The sequence below is a fragment of the Methanomassiliicoccales archaeon genome (assembly GCA_013415695.1).
Taxonomy (GTDB): Archaea; Thermoplasmatota; Thermoplasmata; order Methanomassiliicoccales; family JAAEEP01; genus JAAEEP01.
In genome coordinates, this window is sequence record JAAEEP010000026.1 from 1 (window position 1) to 17,468 (window position 17,468).

Sequence of the window (17,468 nt, forward strand, 5' to 3'; positions counted from 1 at the left end):
CTCGGTTGCCACTCTCGCCCCATTTATAGGGATACCATACTTGTCCTTGACCACTCCTGTGACCAGGCAGCTGTGGTCGCTGGGTACGAGGACCTCCAGGGGCCAATCCATGGCGGAGGTGCCGAACTCGTTGACCGCGAGGATGTAGTAGCTGTACTCGGTGAGGTCGTTCACAGTGGTGTCGTTGAAGGAGAAAGTCCCCGGGCTCAGCATGGCGATGTGCTTCGACCCTCCTGATCCCTCCTGCCTGTAGACGGCGTAATGATCAAGGGAGAACCAGAGGCTGTAATTAGTAGGTTGCCAAGCCAGCTGGACGTAGGAATCTCCCGTCCTGGTTATCATGGGATATGCTGGAGGACCCACCATGCCGCTGAGCGGGGCATTGTCCTTCACACCGATGTCCTTCCTGATGATGTAGGGTTCGTCCACCATTCCATCACCGTTCTCATCGGGGTAGGTCCAGTCGCTCCAGTGGTTCCCGTATCCAGAAGCTGTCCAGTTGGTCAGGGATTCGTGGACGTAGACCTGAACATGGTCGCTGCTGTACGCCTCGGTGGCCCCGTTGTTCCCCATGAAGGCGTTTGCCCAGAAGGTGCCCGTGGATCCATCGACGGAGATGGCATAGCCCTGGTTCTCAACGAAGATGCTGGCTATGATCGAGCTACCGTTGCTCTTCGACATCGACATCCCCACCTCGTTTCCGGAGACGTCGCAGTGGAACACGCCTCCCCCCTCGCAGCCCGCCATGAAGATCCCGTACTTGTTCAGGAAGAGCCCGGTATCCATTATCCAGACGTCGTCGCAGAATCCCATCACGATCCCCGCGGTACCGTTCTGGACGAAGAGCGGTCCGACCCTGAGACCGGTGACATTGGCGAGCAGGAGCTCACCCACCGCTGACCTGAACACCTGTCCCTCCATGTCCTGGTTAGCGATGTACACCAGGGGCAGTCCGTTCACCGTATTGTTGACTGGCATCTTGTGAGTGTTGAAATGCCCCATCTCCTCGCCATCGATGATCATCGAGCACCCCAGCATGTCGTTCCCCCCGATCACATCGTTTGATGAGCGGAACAGGTGGATGCCGTCATCCACATGGCTAACGGTGTTGTTCATCACCTGAGCGTCGCTGGAGGAATAGAGGACTATCCCGTTCTCGCTCCTGAACACATCGTCAGGTTGTTAGCCGAGAGGGCATAGATCCCGAATCCCCCGTTGTCATGGAGGATGTTACCCCGTAGGGCATTGCCGTTGGATAACGGCCAGCACGAGATCCCGTTCATTCTGGAGAGCTCGACGGTGTTGTTTTCAACCTCGTTGTGGGGAGACCCCCACAGGTATATGCCGTCCTCGGAGCTCCTGAGGACGGTGTTGCGGGTGATGTGGTTGTGGCCTGCATAGTTGGTAAGGTACACCCCGTACTTGTTTTCCGAGCAGAAGTTGTCGCTTATGTCGATCCTGCTCGATCCCTCGAGGTATATCCCCACATTGCTGTTCCTGTGGCAGCTGTTCCTAGTGACGACGCTGTCCAGGGACCAGAAGAGGTCGATGCCGTTGACCATATCATGGAACTGGCAGTCGTAGATCATGCAGTCCAGCGCCCGATCGGTATAGATCCCTATCATGGAGCTGGAGAACGAGCTGTCATGAATGAAGACGGATGAGGAGTGGGCCACTATCACCCCGACGGAGGTGTTTCCTATCTCGATGCCGGATATGGTCATGCTTGTTACGTTTGCAACTATGATCTGCCCCGAGTCCACCGGGACCGTTTCGTTCCCGAAATCGAGGTTCTTGAAGTAGCGGATGGGAAGGCCGTTCACGGTGCAGTTCACTATCTCCTGACTGGCATAGGTCTCGACTCTACGTCCGTCTGCATTGCCCACCATGTTGAAGGAGCACTGGGTCATCTCATTCCCTTCAAACCTGCAGTTGAGGCTGTTCATCAGGTTGATGCCCGTCTCCCCTCGCTCGAGGGTGTTGTTGAGGATCAGGCAGTCGTCCGAGAAGAACACTCCGAGGTTCACCCCGCTTCCCGCAAGATCGTTCTCTGCCACAAGGGTGAAGTTGGAATACTGGATCATGATGCCGGCTCCCTGATCGTCATAGCAGTGGTTGCGCTCGAGGGTGCAGTTGTCCGAGCCATACAGGAGTATCCCGGCGAAGGTATCGTCACACTGGGACCAGGAGACGGTGCAGTTCGAGGAATCGCTCACCATTATGCCGTACATGTCGGAACCCCGGCAGGAGCTGTTGAGAACGCTGGTCGCCTCCGAGCCGTTGATCCAGATGCCCGCGAACTCGCATGCGATGCACCTGATGTTGTCCATTATCCCGTTCGTCACGTTCAGTAGGGTGATGCCGCATCCCGGGTCATCCCCCAGCGGCCCGGCGTTGATCAGCAGGCTATCGCTGATGACGAAGTGAACTGTGGTGTTGCTGATCGCTATGCAGCTGCCCTCCTCCCTGGCATCGATGCTGTAGCCCTGGATGATGTAGGGATCACCCTCAGACCCGTTACCGGGCCAGCCCTTCGAGAGGGCCATCTGGGCGAACTCAGTGTCCCCATCGATCACGATACTGTCCTGTCCAATTAGGTCCTCCGCCGATCCGTGGTTGGCCGTGACAATCAGGCCTGAAGTGATTAGCAATGCCACGATGAACGCTAAGATCAACCTGCTTCTTGACACCGTTAGAACCCCCATGCTCCGACATCAAAGGGAGCTGGTTGAGATTCCAATTGAAAACATATAATAGCTTTGCCACGCCGCTTGAAGATCTGATCCACCGATCATTCTGACCGCATGGCTTCCCGTCCAAGTGTGGACCATGATCAAGGCTAGCGGCTCATCCTCGATCATTGGCCCTGGGAAACCTGTAGACGCCGGTGGTGTGTGACCTCCGCGAATGACCGCTCGTCTCTACGAGGCCAGCCGAGATCATCAGCTCCTTGAACTCGGTGGATGGCATACCATGGTAAGGTTCTCTGGTGGGCTCCCTGATGACCAGCCTGCCATCGGATTTCAGGTTGCTCACCAGGGCCTTGACCGTCGATTCCCTCTGGCCTCTCGGCACCTCATGGAGAACATAGTGGACCACGATGACGTCGAAGGGTGAGGGGAAGGCGATGTCGGAGATGCGTCCGAGCCTGAATTCAACATTCTGAAGTCCGCTCAAGTTCCTTTTAGCGACCTCGATCCAGTTGCGGGAGGCGTCAACGCAGGTCAGGTGCCCTTTCCCCAGTCGGAGGGCGACCATCCTGGACATGACGCCTGGACCAGAACCGAAATCCATCACGTTCTCGTTCCCGGTCAGATCCAGATCCTTGACGAACCTGGAATAGGTCGGTCTCAAGAATGTCTTCAAAATGAAATTGGCGACCAGTATCTTACCTCTCGAGGGCTCGTGGACCATGGGGGATGATTGGATGTCCGCCTTTTGTTTTTTTCCAGACCTAGAATGGTCCCAAGGCGCCGTCCTTTGAAAACCATAAGGATCTCAATGTGAATCGCAGGCTCAATGATGAAGGGGGCTATTCTGTGGTGCCCCGGAACTCCTCAAGGTCATCGGGGGGCCAACCCCGTGGGGTATTGCCACCATCCTTGAACCTGAAGTCGCAGAGATCGGCACCATTTCCGATTGTCTTGGTTCTGCACAGACCCACGCCGAATGCCCCGAACATGGCGTAATCGCCGAGGCAGATGTAGGGCATGTACCTCTCTGCTCCAAGCTTCTTGAAGAGCTTGAAGACGGCGCACTCCAGGTAATCGATGCCGTAATCGAAGCCCTTCATGTCTGCCTCCACCACTTCAAAGACCCAACCCTCGGGGAATTCCCTCTTCTGTGATAGCTGAGAGGCATTCCTCCACATATCCATGGTCTCCTCGGTGAAGAAAGATGAACGGAAGCCCTCCTTGTACGGCTCTGGCATGTTGTTGAACGCACCTTCGAAACACTCGTATGCGATCTTTCCGATCTTGCGCTCTTCCATCCCCTGTTCGTCCATCACACGAATGAGCGAGAGCATCTGGACGCAGGCCAACATGTTCCCTTCATGGATGTCCTCTTCTTCGCCCAGATAGGGCATCTTGGGAATTAGCGTCTCGAAATCCGATCTTGCACTCTCTCTGAAGGTTTCCAGTTCCGAACCCTCGAAGTATCTTGCAAGAGTGGGGCTCATTCCACCGAATACCTGGTCAAAGTACGATAGCAGTTCATCAGTTCTCTTAATGAAGTAATCCTCTTCGCATTCGGACATCCACCTGCCTCCCAGTCGATTGTGAAAATGCGTCCTCTCCCAAAGTGGAAGGAGGAGGAAGATAGGGATGTAGGATATAAAGAAGGTGAGAATTGAGGTGTTGAAGATACCAAACGAATGAAGTGGGAGCAGTCTTCAGGCCGCTCCTTGCACTTTTTCTCCATTTCTTTTTCATTCTTTTTCCTTGAAGGGATCAGATCAGAACGCTTGATCGCCTGAAGTTGAATGACTTCCTCTATATCGCGAGATCAACAGGGAGAAGATCATACTCACTTGCAGGCACAGACCTCTCCTGAACGGCAGTCGCAGACCGCCATCTGGATCACTGGATAGAGGTTCGCAATCAACTTCCGCTCCGCCTTTCTCAGGTGCTCTGAGAACGTCGAGCGAGAAACGCCCATCCTGTTCGCGAGCTTGTCGGCGCTCACCTGTGACGGCTCCTCGAAGTAGCCAAGAGAGAAAGCCTCGGCTAACGTTGAGATCTGCCTCTCGGTGAGACCGGCCAGTATGCTGGACGAGGGGAGAAATGGATCCGGTAGTCCATAGACAAGCTGCTTGAGGGAGAGTATCTTCACCTCACCACCTTGAGCCTGGACCTCATTTACGATGAGGTTGAGGTTCTCCTTCCCGTAGGAGAAGACCCTGTACTGCTCCCACCCCCCTTTGATGAGCGACGGCTCCAGATACCAGCACTCATGGTCATCGATGATCTCGGAAACGCCTTTGTAGTCACCGCAATCACATTCTCTTGACACTATCCTGATGGCCCTCTCTGAGGGAAAGGCGATGTGACTCTCGCCAACTAGATTCGGCACACTCAGCATGGCTTCAATCTCTTCATCCGTACCGCCCCACAGCTCGATGATGTGGGTCCTGGTGTTGCACCAAATGCGTATGGTCACGTCAGGGAACTTGGCGGAGATATTGGAGAACGGACAGTCGTGCCGGACCTCCATTCTCATCTCGAAGGGTTCCATGCTTGTTCTAACCATTCATAGCGGTTAATAAATTGTCCCTCCCCAGGGCGGTACTAAGGAGATCAATATTCTTTATTTGGTATTGCGAGAGCTCTTGGGAGAAGCGGGTGACCTAGATCAAAGATTGTGTGAATATGAGCGGTTTAGACCTGGTTCTACGCACTGCTCCTGGCCTTCCTCATCGTGATGAGGTAGGCTAGATTCAATGAGATGGATAGTCCAATTAGTAAACCCTCCAGGAAGTTGAGGATCGAGTTTTCCCCCGCGACCAGCCCAAGCATGAGCGCCGAGAGCAGGCTGAACGCCCCGATCACCAGAAGATATTGAGGATTCCTGATGAACATCATCATATTATTCTCCAAGAATCGCTATTAAGTTTTCTATCATCGGCGAAGACGGCTCAAGATGACTAGCTTCTTGCCCATGACCGCACCAAAAGTAGCTGGTGATGACCAGCGGATGATGAATGACCTTTTTTACGGAATACACCCTATGGGTAACACCGTTACATTCTTAAGGTATAGCCGATATTAACAATAGTGAATCGACCTCTAGGCGGGTCGAATCACGCATCTCTGAATCCAAGGTCCTGATGGAGGACAGCTGCTTGCCCATCCTCGGTTCGACCGTATCCCCCTAAGTGGTCTGTACGATGGGCGGTCTTGCGGCGTATTTTTCAGATCTCAGGGCCCTTGGGTCTTTTTTTATCACATGTCCATAAGATCGCATGCATGAAAGGTGCATAATTCCTTGTCCCTTCATGGGTTTGACCAAATTGCCACTTGGCAACAGAACAAATGGTGTTTTCTGGAAATCAGTTGAGAAATATGGAATTGGTTTGAAGAAAGAAGGCTCAGCTTTCGTTCGCAGGAACCAACGATGATTCCAAAGGAGGATTCTCCAGGACAATGGTCCTGGGGGAGAACCCGTGCCTCTGGTAGAACTGGATGACTTCCTCGTTGCCCGTCTCCACCGCTATCTTAACAGTAGAGGTGCCCTGATAGTGGAACCAGTTGAGGGCAGCGATCATCAACCTATCCCCTATTCCAGTGTTCCTGAAATCCTTCTCCACGTAGATGGAGTCCAGCTCGCCCTCGTTCTCTTTGGTGACATAGGCAATGCAGAACCCCACGAGCCTTCGGTCCGATCCAGCATAGGCAAGTTCCACTCTTATCCCTGCCTTCCTGGATCTCCTGGATATCTCCCCTCTTCTCTTTTTCCAGGTCTGATCCGCGTAATATCCTTCGAAATAGGGTGAGGAGGTCGCGTAAAGTTGGTTCAGTTTCTCCCACAGTTCCTTTGCCTTATCCAGAACCTCTTCTCCACCGGAGGTATATACAATATTCTGCATGGTTTACCACCGAGCCTTGAAATTCTCAGATATTTAATAACAATTGCTAACTACCAAGGTTCAACCGTACAGTTTCCGTCCATGAATGACGAATTTCGGAATCCAACGGACTTCTATTGCACGATGCTTCGTATGGACTGACTCGATGAGAGCCGCGAAGAATGCCCTCGAATCCCTTCAGCCATCGGATAACTATTAATGGCCTTTTCACATAGGTTAAGACCATGAGCGAGGACAATATCGCCATTTACCTTGATTTCGAGAATCTCGCCATCTCGGCGAGTGATTACTATCCAAGCCTTTCCAAACCCCTTAGAATAGATCACATCATGGATTTTGCCGCCAACAAGGGCAACCTCTGCATCAAGAAGGCTTATGCCGACTGGTCCAGGGAACCCAATCGATCCTACGCGAGCGATCTGATGGAATACGCCTTCGAGCTCGTTCACCTGCCAAACATGACTGCCAGGGGAAAGAACGCGGCTGATCTCAGGATGAGCATGGACGCCATGGAGGACATGCAGAACTTCTCCACGATCACCAGGTTCATCATCGGTTCCGGGGACACGGACTTCATTCACTTGATCCGCAGGATACAGCAGAGGGGCAAGTACGCTGTTGTCATAGGGTTCGAACAGACCGTTGGCAGGACCATCAAGGACAACTGCAATGAATTCAAGTCCATGGAAGAGCTTATGGGCGACTTCGGCAAGAAGGCGGAGGAGGAGATAGACTACGAGTGGGACGAGGCCAAGGATATCCTCATCAGGTACATCCGTGGGAGGTCTTCTGAGGCTCCAGTATTAATGTCCACGCTCAAGGAGGATCTGCTCAGGCTACAGCCCTCCTTCTCGGAAAAGAAGCTCGGCTTCCGCTCCTTCCGGGAGTTCGTGGAAGCGCAGGACGCGCTGATCGCGAAGATAATCGGTGACCCGGCGAGCGGACAGCTATTTGTCAAGCTGAAGACATGGGACGAGGTAGCGACGATGACCCAGGAGATCGACATCAACGAGGTCAGTGATTTTCTCTTCAAGAACCTGAGATTCCAGAGGAACCCTGAGGTGAGGAACGAGATCTACATGATCGTCCTGAAGATGTTCGAGAGGAAGGAGGCGATCACACTGGACGAGATGGGGGACAGGGTGATGAAGGTCCTCAAGAGAAGGCTCACCAAGATCGAGATCAAGAACTTCCTGTTCACACTGGGGCAAGGGAGGCTGTTCAAGTTCGCCAACATCAAGTACAGTGGATCGAAGTATACGATGCCGCAGGTTCTCATAGACAATGTCCCTGATCTGGAGAGGATCGATTCAATCTACCTCCAGAGGAATCTGGACCTGGTGCTGAGGCAGTTCCCCGGAATATCCATGGGGAGAGTGATGGAGCTCATGGGACAGTGATCGTCCCGACCCTCTTTCCGATTTCGAAGGGAAACTCCACCCTGCCACCTATTCTTGGATGATCTTGCGATGCCATAATTAAACCGTTTTGCGATTCACCGGCTGAGGGCAGTCGACCAATTGAAGCCGCGGAGTGAATTGCATGGGATTCTTGCTTTTACAGGAGAGGGACGTCAAAGAGATCCTCACGATGGACATGGTCATCGAAGTCGTGGAGAAAGGATTCAGGGAAGAGGGCATGGGGAGGGCGCAGATGCCCTCCAAGACCTATCTCTACTACGGGAAACACAACGGGGACATCAGGTGCATGCCCTGCTACTTGGAGGATTCTGATATTTCTGCGATCAAGGTTGTCAACGTTCACCCGGAGAACTCCATAAAGTACGGGTTGCCCACGGTGATGGCGACCGTTCTCCTGATAGACACCTGCAACGGTATCCTCAAATCGGTCATGGGGGGAACATGGCTGACGGCCATGAGGACTGGAGCGGCGAGCGGAGTTGCCACAAAGTACCTCGCTAGAAAGGACTCGAAGATCGTCGGCATGGTGGGCGCAGGCGTTCAGGCTAGAACACAGCTAATGGGACTCAATGAGGTCCTGGACGAGATAGAGGAGGTACGGGTCACAGACCTCAGGAAGGACACCAGGGAGAACTTCTCAGAGATCATGAGCAAGATGCTGGGTCTAAAAGTGACTCCTGTGGAAAAGGTGAAAGAGACCGTGGTGGGAGCGGATGTGGTGGTGGCTACCGTGCCCACGCGTGAACCCTTGATCAGGGGAGACTGGATCGATGACGGAGCTCACATTCTCGCGGTAGGAGCGGACGCACCCGGCAAGGAGGAGTTCTACCCAGATATCTGGAAGAGGACCAAGATCGTGGTCGATGATTGGAAGCAGGCCTCGCACTCAGGTGATATCAATGTGGCCATTACCCAGGGCCTGATCAGCAGAAAAGACATATGGGCCGAACTGGGGGAGATCGTTGCCGGAAAGAAGGAAGGTCGTACATCTCGAAGCGAGGTCACGATGTTCGACTCCACCGGAATAGCGGTCCAGGACACAGTGACAGCTGACCTGGTCTACAGGGAGGCGGTGGCTAGGGGGATAGGCCAGGTGTTGGACATCTGGCTACCTTGAACGGAAAAATGCTTGAATTGAAGTGAAGTTGATTGGTGCCTTGTTCCCTCTATTGAGAACGGATGGCCTCTAATTGCATCCATAAAATCACCCGCGGGGGTATCGACTATTTACAGGGGAGACGATGACCCCCGCGAGCCTGTCAGAGTTCGTCTTATGATGCAAACTTCATTTTCTGACTCACTTGACCGAGGGTGAAGCAGTGATCACCGCTGATTTCCTAGCCTCGATCAACTTCATGATGACCTCAGGGTCTGCGATGGTCGTGGTGTCACCCAGTTCCTTGATGTCACCAATCGCGATCTTCCTCAGGATGCGTCTCATGATCTTGCCGCTCCGGGTCTTGGGCAGTGATGAGGAGAACTGGATGTGCTCTGGTGTTGCTATCGGTCCGATTGTGGATCTCACGTGCTTTATCAGGCTCTTCCTGAGCTCCTCGGTCTCTTCGACACCCGACTTGAGTGTGACGAAGGCGTATATGGACTCACCCTTGATCTCGTGGGGAACGGGTACGACCGCGGCTTCCGCAACATCCTCGTGAGATACCAGGGCGCTCTCTACCTCTGCCGTGCCGATGCGGTGTCCCGAGACCATGATGACATCGTCAATGCGGCCCATCAACCAGAAGTCGCCGTCCTCGTCAACGCGGGCGCCGTCACCGGTCAAGTAGTATCCAGGGAACTTCGACCAGTAGGTCTCCTTGAACCTATCGTGCTGCCCATAGACAGTACGCATCAGACCGGGCCAGGGTTTCTTGATCACGAGGTAGCCTCCCTCATTTGTTCCGGCCTGGTTGCCATCCTCGCCCACTACCATCGGCTCTATGCCGAAGAACGGTCTGAGCGCTGCACCGGGCTTCAGTGTATGGACTCCCGGCAATGGGGTTATGAGTATCCCACCGGTCTCGGTCTGCCACCATGTATCCACTATAGGGCAATTGCCCTTGCCGATGACGTTGTAGTACCACATCCATGCCTCCGGATTGATGGCCTCCCCCACGCTTCCGAGAATGCGCAGGGACGAGAGATCCCGGGAGTTGGGCCACTCTTCACCTTCCTTGATCAGGGCCCTGATCGCGGTCGGGGCGGTATAGAATATCGACACGCCATACTTCTCCACTATCTCCCAGAAGCGGTCCTTCTTTGGGTAGGTTGGAACGCCCTCGAACATCAGGCTTGTCGCTCCCGCCGAGAGCGGGCCGTAGACGATGTATGAGTGACCGGTTATCCAGCCTATGTCTGCGGTGCACCAGTATATGTCATCCTCGTGGTAATCGAAAATGTACTTGAATGAGACAGTGGTGTAGAGCAAGTACCCTCCGGTGGTGTGGAGCACGCCCTTGGGCTTCCCGGTCGAGCCGGAAGTGTACAGGATGAAGAGCGGATCCTCCGCGTCCAGGGTCTCGGGGTCACATTGAGCGGGGGCATCCCTTGCCTCGTCGTGCCACCACAGATCGCGCCCTTCCTTCATCTCCACGGGCCGGCCAGTGCGCTTGACCACGATCACCTTCTCAACCGAGTTCTCTTCGGAAAGAGCGGCATCGGCGTTCGACTTCAGAGGGATGACCTTGCCATTTCTGAAAGACCCATCCGAGGTGATGAGAATCGAACATCCGCTGTCGTTGATCCTCTCCCTGAGGGAATCGGCACTGAACCCACCAAAGACGATGTTGTGAATCGCGCCGATCCTGGCGCAGGCAAGCATGGCGATGGTCAATTCAGGGATCATCGGTAGGTAGATGGAGATCCTGTCCCCCTTCTTCACTCCATGTTTCTTGAGGACATTGGCAAATCGACAAACCTCATTCAGGAGCTGCAGGTAGGTGAAGGTTCTCATCTCATCGGGTGATTCACCCTGCCAGATGATGGCCGCCTTGTTCTTCCTCCAGGTCTTTGCGTGTCGGTCCAGGCAGTTGTAGGCGGCATTCAGCTTTCCGCCCTTGAACCAGCTTATCCTGGCCCCCTCCACGTCCCACTGAAATGTGATATCCCAGGGTGAGAACCAATGAATCTCATCTCTGGCTTGCTTCTCCCAGAATCCCTCAGGGTCGGAGATCGATTCCTCGTACAGCCGGAGGTAGTCCTCCACACTGCCTAAGTGCGCTCTTTCACTAAGCCCCTTTGGAGGAACGAATCGTCTGTTTTCCTCCATTAGGGACTTGAAGGTCTTGTCACTGCTCACGGGGCTATCTAGCGCTTTAGCTGTTTTATTGTCTTTGGGCAAAGCTCTTCCCCCTCAACGAGAAGAAGGATAATAGGAGAATGATATAATAAATTATCGAATAACCTATTCGACAATCGTTGAATAATATGTCATTTTGAAAGCAGAATTCATGCAATCTTATCGTTTCGAGACAATCAAGAGCCAGTAACAATCCGTGTCAAACGTGATTCAAATTGTACCTCGGACCGCATAGATAGAACCTAAGATCACGCCTCTTTTATTGGACCGTGATCATTGGTCTTCGTTGAATGTTGGGAACTGGGGCACGGGTGAGAAAACCGCATTTCGTGAGTGAAAAGCATTAAAACCGATTCTTGGGAATATTGTATTAGGGGGGTCCTTGCGGAATAAGGACTTGCAGGAGATGACCAAATGAGTTGTCTCCCTCAGATATTGGCCTGATGATTTGACCAATGGCAGGCTGAACATTCTAACTTTTGAATCGGGAGATGGAGGACCCTTTCAGCGCCGAGGAGGGGCGTTTGAAGTTCCCAAGACCTGAAAGGGAGGAGGTGAAGGATATGGCAAAATTCCTCGCGACCTGGAAGATGAACCAGAATGTGAAGTGGCCGAAAGATCCAGAGGAATATCAAAAGTTGATCGAGAGCCTTTGGGGCGGTGCAGAAATGCTCATGAAGAAGGGGGAGCTGGTCGAATGGGGGGCATTCCCCAACACCAACGAAGGCTACTCTGTTTTCGAGGGCGATCACATTTCCGCCATGAGGGGGGTGATGATGTTCTACCCCTGGATCATAATGGAACCTCGCATCGCTCTTTCGTTGGAAGAGACGCGCAAGAACACAAGAGAATTGTGGGAGATGAGAGCGAAGAGGTAGGGACTTAGACAGAGGTCTGAAGCCCCTTTTCAACTTTTTCTTGATGCGCCAAGAGCGATATGATGTGGCAAGGGTTACATTCATTGGATTCAACCCACCTTTTATCAGATAGCTTCGATCGATCATTGGGTGGAAACATATCCACGATCGGCCGCTTGGATTTTTTTTAACCATCTCGTGTAGGAACCGATAGATGTTATCTAGAGGAAACTCCCAAGTCATGTTCGGGATTTCAATGATGCCGATCGGACCATTGATGATGGAGCACAGGGTCATCGAGAGGATGATCTCGCTGCTGACGCTTGAGCTGGACCGGATAAGAGATGAGGAGGACCCACACATATACTTCCTCTTCAGCGCCATCGACTTCCTGAGGACCTACGCCGACAGGACCCATCACGGAAAGGAGGAGGACATTCTGTTCAGGGACCTGAGGAGGAAGGAACTGAGCCCCGAAATCCGTCTGACGATGGAGGGGCTGGAGCAGGACCACCGGATGTCAAGAGAGAACTCGAAGGCGCTGCTCGAGTCCCTGAGAAGGTTCAACGGCAGTCAGAACGGGGAAAGGGAGCAGATCGAGGAGAGGCTTGGCTTCCTTACTGCCCTCTATCCCAAACACATCGAGACCGAGGACAAGCGGTTCTTCATCCCCTCCATGGATTACTTCTCAGAGAAGGAGCAGGAGAAGATGCTGGAGGAATTCCTGGAGTTCGACCGGAGAATGATCCACGAGAAGTACGAGGGCATGGTTCTGAGATATGAAAGCGAGTTCTCCGCGAGCATTCCCAAAAGGGGAGCCGAGGGTGGAGAGTCTCCAATGGAGAGCTCGTCAGTGAAATGGGTATGCACTGTCTGCGATTGGGTCTACGATCCAAATATTGGGGATCCAAATGGAGGGATCCCACCGGGAGTGGAATTCGAGAACCTTCCCGACGACTGGGTTTGTCCCCAGTGCGGGGCAGAAAAGGACGCGTTCGAAAGGCTCATAGGCTAGAGGTAATGGAACAGGTCATCCAGACGATACAATCCATGAACTCACTTCAATTGAATGTCATGCCCTCTGGGAAAAATTGGAAAAAGGAAAGGGTTTCCATTTTGCCACTCTTTCTAACGAAGTGAGGAAAGATATCCGTTTCTGACGAATTTCAATTCAATCCAGAACCTTGGAGATTTCTTCTTTGGGTACCGCTACTAGCGTTTCGGTAGAGATCACATCGGATTTACCGATCAGGGCTTTCATCATGGCCTTCTCGTCAGGGGCTTCCAGGACATGTGCAAAATCATAGCGGCCAAGCGTCCAGTTCATGGACTTGAATATAATTCCCTCTTTTGCCAGACCTTCTATGTACTTGTTGATGGAGGCGATCAATTCTTTTGTCGGTTTTGACCTGAATTTGCCCAACATAATGAAGAGCATTTTTTCACCTCATGCATTCCCTCTGATGATTAGGTAATTAAGATTTACCATGGTCATGAAAGTGGGTTGCTTGGAGATGCGACTAATTCGGTTGAATGAATCCATTGCGGAATGCTGAGTGAAAATGGAGAATGAAGAAAAAGATGCGATCGTTGGCAGATTGAATTCAGATCGCCAGTATCAGTGAAACCGCTATCCCCATGCTGAGGAGGACCTGGGTCAAGAGTACGACCTGAACATTGGCCTTCTGTCCCACGACGAACTTCTCCCCCTTCGTAGGATCGATGAACGAGATATTGACCGCCTTGTATGCGAAGGGCAGCGTGAGAAGCCCGAGAAGGCAAAGGGGAGGAATCGTGCCAAGGGCCACGAAAAGTACCAGGATGGCATACACCGAGAAGGTCAGGACAGTGTAGAGCTTGGCAGCCTTCCTTACACCGAGGCTGATCACCAGGTTCTTCCTCCCTCCGTTCTTGTCCGCATCAAGGTCTGGAAACTCGTTCAGCAACAGCAGGTTGAAGGTGAGTATTCCTCCAGCAACGGCGAGGACGATGCAGTTTAGGGAAATGGTGCTTGTGTTGACCATGTACGAACCTAGGATCGGTAGAAAGCCCAGACCGAGTCCGGCAGATATCTCGCCAAGCATCTTCCTGGCGAAGAGCTGGGTGTAGAACAGCGAGAACATCATGCCCGGAACAACGATCAGTAGAAGAATCGCTCCCACATTGTAAACGAGATATGAGCTGAGAAGGGCTGATGCGAGAAAACATATCAATGCCACTCGGAAGACCTGGTTCGGCGTCAGCAATCCCTTCTGCAGGATACCGCTTCCCCCGTTGAAGATCGTCCTCCGCGTGTTGAAATCGATTCCCGTCTTGTGGTCGTAGTACTCGTTCAAGGTGTTGACGGTGATGTGAAGCGCAACCAGGATGACAGTGAACAGTCCAAAGTACAGTGAATTGAAGCTTCCATCGTAGAATGCCAGCAAACCGCCTACGGAAGAGAGAATGATGGGCAAGAGCAAGAATGGAGCGCGGATCTCCACCATCCAAACCTTCAGGGACATGGGGGCGGTGATTCTGATTTCTTTATTTAATGATTAAGAGATTTTGTTAGCAAGTTTGGGTGATTGGGCAGATCCAACGAAGAATATGATGAAATCATTATGGAGATATCGATTCCAATTGATAAGCTCAATATCTGGATTACCTGAAATTTCATCTTGATTTTACAGTAGTTTACTAAAATGAATATGAGACCACCCAGGATGCGCTTTCTGGGGGCAAACCCTATTTGAAAAGAATTTTTTGCTCGAATTGGATCAATCATTAAAGGGAAATAGATGGGGTCTCTTCCCCATTGGATTATGAAATGAATTCACTGCTTCTTGGCGGTGTCTTTTTGGAGAGTCTTGCCCCCGCAGACCTTGCAATCTCCAGACACATTCAGCCTTCTCCCACAGCTCTCGCACTGAAATACTATCATGTTTTTCACCTCCTGGGAAATCCGAGGAACTCCCGACCACGCGGCAGTTTCGTCTCAACCTCGTTTTCAAGACTCATCAGGGGACGGCAGTGCCAAAGACCCAGGTGTGATGACAGAACCGTGAAGAATTCTTCAAACAGTAGCGGACTTAACACCATTTAATGCTATGTAATTATCATTCCGACTATGGTCAAATGGTATTGAATGGCCAATCTAATCAAGATTATTTCCTTTCTGAGCATATTCGATCAGAGAACCAGATGATCTCTGAAGTAAGATATCGAGATTGATGGATTCTCAGATCGATTCCGACTTCCCCCTTCGAAGGTGGAATCGGATTTAGACGATGAAGAGTTCTTGAGCTGATTGAAATATCAACTGCAGGGTTGGAAATAATAGTAAAATAAAAATGATAAAAAATGAAAAACTACTGATATGGAGCGTAGCTCTCAGTATCTGCTGCGTTGCGGTGGGCGGTGCTTCTGGTAGCAGTCGCGGCAGTAGACCGGTCGGCCCTCAGTGGGCTTGAACGGTACTTCGCACTCCTGTCCGCAATCCGCGCAGGTTGCCTTGTGCATCTCTCTGGGTGGGTGGCCTGTCGTATGACATCTTATTTCACCTCCTTCACTTCTACCTAAATACGGATTATTCCTCTAGATTACCTGACTACCTGATGAAGGAGCTAGGACACCAGCGAATCTCCTATCTAGTTAAACCCCAGTCAGAACTTATTACTATTATAAACTATTGGAAGTAATGATACCTTGTGTTTTTATTGTTCCTGAGTTCAGAATCAATACGCCCCAATTCAAAATTGCTGGATACCAAACCAATGATCATGAATCTCGATAGTTCTTCTTTGATTAAAGAGGAAGATTTGGTATCATTGAGAAGCATGATTACTCGGAAATGTCGTTAGAGTCCTAGTATGATTTTGAACGAGGGTAGTCACTTTTTCCCGAATTGAAATCTTGGAGCTACGATCCTCTCCAGATAATATCCACCGATCAGATCGTTCTCGATCTCCAATCTCTGATATTCTGGTAAAGATTTGGGGAGAGAATGATAGGAAAACACCGCATTCGATTTCCACCCCTTTCTCGAATGGCTCTGGATCCGCATTCTAAGATTGCTAGACTCACCAAGATAAAGCATCTCTTGCTTTTCAGAATCATAGATCCTGTAGACACCTGGCTGCGTTGGGATCTTCTGGACATTACTGAGATTCAACTCCATCCACTCACTCCAGTCCAGGCTCATCCATCTCTGGCCTTCTATTGAACCACTGGGTAGCAGAGGGGGATAACTTTCTCTCCCTTTGGGATTCGTTTTACTATCTGGGCGTTCTCCTCTAGCTTCTTGTTTTCTGGCCTTGGATTTCGTGAATCTGGGATGGAATCTACCATGATTGCAGAGTGTAGAAAACCCTTTCTCAATTCTATATTGCCAGAGGAGGAAGCATTCTATTGTCATCCTTTCCTCTTTGGATTTGTCTTGAGGTGTGACTGAGATCTCATAATCCATACCTGACTCGACTCTATAAGCCCAAAGGCAGGGGGATTCTTGAGGGTCGTTGTAAGGCATCTTTTCAGATAGGGTGCTGTTCCTCAGAGTTCTGATTCTTTCCTTCAGACTCCTTCCGGTTTGACCGATGTAGACGAGGTCATGATCTCCCAAGGATTTAACTCTGTAAAGGCCAGGTTCCGAAGGGATCTTAGTAAATGAATCTTGATCCTGGGTAAGATGAATCCAATCTGTCCATTGGAATCCGCACCAATCATGATCGAGGTATTTCATTCTGAGACATTATTGCTCGAAGTGAAGATAAGATTGACCGTTGATGTTCGATGATCTCATTTCTGTCGGGTATAGGTTCCAATAAGCTCAGAAGTCTCGATGACATGGCCTTCCATGGCCTTGACCAGGTTCTTCTTCTTGACCCCGGGTTCGAGATCCAGCTTGCGGTCCAGCGCGTATAGCTTGAACACATACCGATGAGCCTTCTTGCCCGGAGGGCAGGGTCCCATGTACTCCCTCTTGCCGAAGCTCCTTCTTCCATGTATACCGATGCTTTGATCGGAGTTCGGGGTAAGACCTTCTTCGATTCCTCCAAGTCCTGGATCTATTCCATAAATCACCCAGTGGGTAATCGTTCCAACCGGAGCGTCGATGTCCTCACAGATCAGCACGAGCACTTTCGCCTCAGCTGGAATCTCGCTCCACTTCAATGGAGGAGAGATATTCAGGCCATCGCAGGTGAACTTACTGGGGATCGCTTCTCCATTGCCGAACGCGTTACTCATTATTCTCAAAGATTCACCTTCCCTCAATTATCGTCATATCCGCAGTTCATAGTTATTCTTGGCGGTCGTGAAGCTCCCGA

Annotated in this window: 17 protein-coding genes; 4 read left to right on the forward strand and 13 right to left on the reverse strand. The window is 51.5% G+C overall.

Translation table 11 applies throughout. From position 1 onward, the window contains the following. The 7 genes from GKC03_09490 to GKC03_09520 all read right to left on the reverse strand — a co-directional run. On the reverse strand, positions 1–1,170 hold a 1,170-nt coding region (locus GKC03_09490), incomplete at its 3' end, for a hypothetical protein (protein ID NYT12758.1). Further along, complete coding sequence (locus tag GKC03_09495; GenBank protein NYT12759.1) at positions 1,146–2,690, reverse strand: hypothetical protein; 1,545 nt, start codon at positions 2,688–2,690, stop codon at positions 1,146–1,148. The genes GKC03_09495 and GKC03_09490, both read right to left, overlap by 25 nt. Before the next feature lie 157 nt (positions 2,691–2,847). Further along, positions 2,848–3,414, reverse strand: a complete 567-nt coding sequence (locus GKC03_09500; protein ID NYT12760.1) for a class I SAM-dependent methyltransferase — start codon at positions 3,412–3,414, stop codon at positions 2,848–2,850. Between the two features lie 118 nt (positions 3,415–3,532). After that, positions 3,533–4,258 carry an L-2-amino-thiazoline-4-carboxylic acid hydrolase gene (locus tag GKC03_09505; protein NYT12761.1) on the reverse strand — a complete coding sequence of 242 codons (726 nt, stop codon included), beginning with the start codon at positions 4,256–4,258 and terminating at the stop codon, positions 3,533–3,535. A 269-nt stretch (positions 4,259–4,527) separates the two neighbouring features. Next, positions 4,528–5,235, reverse strand: coding sequence for a hypothetical protein (locus tag GKC03_09510; protein NYT12762.1), 708 nt, complete (start codon positions 5,233–5,235; stop codon positions 4,528–4,530). Positions 5,236–5,390: 155 nt separating this feature from the next. Continuing rightward, positions 5,391–5,582, reverse strand: a complete 192-nt coding sequence (locus tag GKC03_09515) for a hypothetical protein (protein ID NYT12763.1) — start codon at positions 5,580–5,582, stop codon at positions 5,391–5,393. A 506-nt stretch (positions 5,583–6,088) separates the two neighbouring features. Next, a complete protein-coding gene (locus GKC03_09520; GenBank protein NYT12764.1) occupies positions 6,089–6,586 on the reverse strand; it encodes a GNAT family N-acetyltransferase in 498 nt (165 codons plus the stop codon). Positions 6,587–6,810: 224 nt separating this feature from the next. Between GKC03_09520 and GKC03_09525 the strand changes: the two genes are divergently transcribed. Continuing rightward, entirely contained in the window at positions 6,811–7,986 is a 1,176-nt protein-coding gene (locus GKC03_09525; GenBank protein NYT12765.1) for an NYN domain-containing protein, read from the forward strand. Positions 7,987–8,128: 142 nt separating this feature from the next. Beyond that, on the forward strand, positions 8,129–9,124 hold the full coding sequence (locus GKC03_09530) for an ornithine cyclodeaminase family protein (protein ID NYT12766.1): 996 nt from the start codon (positions 8,129–8,131) through the stop codon (positions 9,122–9,124). A 180-nt stretch (positions 9,125–9,304) separates the two neighbouring features. Here the strand turns inward: GKC03_09530 and acs are convergent, their stop codons facing one another. Next, positions 9,305–11,305, reverse strand: coding sequence for an acetate--CoA ligase (gene acs / locus GKC03_09535; protein ID NYT12767.1), 2,001 nt, complete (start codon positions 11,303–11,305; stop codon positions 9,305–9,307). A gap of 491 nt (positions 11,306–11,796) precedes the next feature. On the opposite strand from acs, the gene GKC03_09540 reads away from it, so the two are divergent. Continuing rightward, positions 11,797–12,183: a hypothetical protein gene (locus tag GKC03_09540; GenBank protein ID NYT12768.1), complete on the forward strand. Its 387-nt coding sequence runs from the start codon at positions 11,797–11,799 to the stop codon at positions 12,181–12,183. 220 nt (positions 12,184–12,403) lie between these two features. Beyond that, positions 12,404–13,177 (forward strand): hemerythrin, encoded by a 774-nt coding sequence (locus GKC03_09545; protein NYT12769.1) that lies wholly within the window; start codon positions 12,404–12,406, stop codon positions 13,175–13,177. Between the two features lie 156 nt (positions 13,178–13,333). On the opposite strand, the gene GKC03_09550 is transcribed toward GKC03_09545, so the two are convergent. From GKC03_09550 to GKC03_09570, 5 genes are all read right to left on the reverse strand, one after another. Continuing rightward, on the reverse strand, positions 13,334–13,600 hold the full coding sequence (locus GKC03_09550) for a GYD domain-containing protein (GenBank protein NYT12770.1): 267 nt from the start codon (positions 13,598–13,600) through the stop codon (positions 13,334–13,336). Positions 13,601–13,766: 166 nt separating this feature from the next. Beyond that, positions 13,767–14,666 carry a prenyltransferase gene (locus GKC03_09555; GenBank protein ID NYT12771.1) on the reverse strand — a complete coding sequence of 300 codons (900 nt, stop codon included), beginning with the start codon at positions 14,664–14,666 and terminating at the stop codon, positions 13,767–13,769. Positions 14,667–15,534: 868 nt separating this feature from the next. Continuing rightward, positions 15,535–15,663: a DNA-directed RNA polymerase gene (locus GKC03_09560; protein NYT12772.1), complete on the reverse strand. Its 129-nt coding sequence runs from the start codon at positions 15,661–15,663 to the stop codon at positions 15,535–15,537. 370 nt (positions 15,664–16,033) lie between these two features. Continuing rightward, on the reverse strand, positions 16,034–16,345 hold the full coding sequence (locus tag GKC03_09565; GenBank protein NYT12773.1) for a GIY-YIG nuclease family protein: 312 nt from the start codon (positions 16,343–16,345) through the stop codon (positions 16,034–16,036). 593 nt (positions 16,346–16,938) lie between these two features. Beyond that, complete coding sequence (locus tag GKC03_09570) at positions 16,939–17,388, reverse strand: YbhB/YbcL family Raf kinase inhibitor-like protein (protein NYT12774.1); 450 nt, start codon at positions 17,386–17,388, stop codon at positions 16,939–16,941. Positions 17,389–17,468: the final 80 nt, after the last annotated feature.